At 52.2% G+C, this 1,713-nt stretch carries 2 protein-coding genes; both read left to right on the top strand.

Translation table 11 applies throughout. The features are described 5' to 3' along the window. A partial coding sequence (locus AS26_RS13515; RefSeq protein ID WP_169793516.1) for a CZB domain-containing protein occupies positions 1 to 639 on the top strand: 639 nt, incomplete at its 5' end. Positions 640 to 717: 78 nt separating this feature from the next. Beyond that, positions 718 to 1,713 (top strand): Hpt domain-containing protein (locus tag AS26_RS13510; RefSeq protein ID WP_174519949.1); only part of this gene is annotated, 996 nt, incomplete at its 3' end.

Genomic DNA, 1,713 nt, shown 5'->3' with positions numbered 1-1,713 from the left:
CTGGTCGATAAAGTGGGTACAGCCCAACAGGCAATGGGCGTGATTGAGAGCATCGTTTCTGAAATCCACCACATCGTCGAATACATGGGGAATATTGCGGCGAGTGCCGAAGAACAAGCTGCAGCTACGGAAGATATCGCTTCACGTGTGGTCGATATCATGGACGGTGTTACAGATGTAAAGCAAAGGATAGATGCTTTAGGGCAAGACATGTATCGAACTGGTGTGCAAGTGAACGATCTACGCAATGCGATGGTCGAACGCGTAGCGAATGCGCATCACGATCGGATGCTCCTTCGGATCGCCGAGACAGACCATCTTTTGTGGAAGTGGTGGTTGTACAACTATATGATGGGCTACCACGCCATGGAGGAGGAGCAGCTGAAAGACCACCACGAATGTCGTTTGGGAAAATGGTACGATGCGGCAAAGGGACATTCGAGTTTCGCAGCTAACCCGTTATTCCAACGTCTTGACGAACCTCATCAAAGGGTGCATCAACTGGCATCCGAGATCTATCACGCTCTTCAGCAAGACATTCGTTCAGACGTCAGTGCGAAGCTGCATGACTTGGAGGAAGCTTCACAAGAAGTTGTCCGACTCTTGGACGCCCTGTATGAAGAACTAGAGAGGCAATGATTCTCATGATAAAAACAGGGTTTTTTTATCGTTACTCGACTACTGCCCAACCTCAACCTCAAAGAAAGGGGGAGCCATGTGAATCGTGAGTACCTGGACGCGTTCTTGGCCGAATCGGCGGAAAATGTCGAGAAACTAGAGGATGGATGCTTGGAGCTTGAACGCCAAGGTCCGGAGCCTAACCTTGTTGCTGAGCTTTTTCGCGCGGCGCACACATTGAAAGGCATGAGTGCCACAATGGGATTTTCTCGCCTGGCGGAGCTCACACATCGAGTCGAGGATGTGTTCGGTTTGTGGAGAGATCATCCTGAGAGCTTTCAGCCAGAGCAAGTGGATATCCTGCTCCAAGCGATTGACCGAATGCGGGTTCACCTCGAGGCCATTTCGACGTCTGGGAGTGAGCCTGATCTCAACGACGACGATGTGATGGCTTCTCTACAAACTGCTTTCCAAGCAAGAGAACCTTTGCACTCGAGTCAAAAAAACGGTCTAGAAGAGGACGGAGCGCGGTATGCAACGGAAGCCGAACGACAAGCCAAGGTCGCATATCGGCTTCACATTCAACTCACCTCTGATTGCATGATGCCTGCCGTTCGGCTTGCGATGGTGTACCAGACGTTGAAGGATTCCGCGGACATCGCCGCAGCGGAACCGACGGAAGATGCGGTCTGGGCAGGAGATGTGCAAACGACGGAAGCGCATGTCGTCATCTATCTAGAACGCGACGAGATCGAACGGATTCAGGAAAAGGTGCTCGACATTACGGATGTCGCTCGCTGTGATGCTGAAAGATTGGTTACATCAAGCGGAAGCTCAAATCGGAAAGATTCACACGGAGAATTAGGTTCTCAAGAAACCCAGTTCCAATCGATGTCGACAACTCCCACAGAATCCGCGGCTCGTCCTAGGAGCAACGATAGCCGCCCCGACAGGTCAATCCGCGTTTCCGTGCGCCGGATGGACGCGCTTCTGAACACCATGAGTGAGATGGTTATCGCGAAAACTCGCCTGGATACGATTGCGGCTGCCTCGAACGATCCGGCGTTGCGGGAGGCCGTGGAACGCTTGGATCGG

The sequence above is a fragment of the Alicyclobacillus sendaiensis NBRC 100866 genome (genome assembly GCF_001552675.1).
Classification (GTDB): Bacteria; Bacillota; Bacilli; order Alicyclobacillales; family Alicyclobacillaceae; genus Alicyclobacillus; species Alicyclobacillus sendaiensis.
The sequence above is the reverse complement of the archived record's forward strand: the minus strand, read 5'-3'. Positions and strand labels throughout refer to the sequence as shown.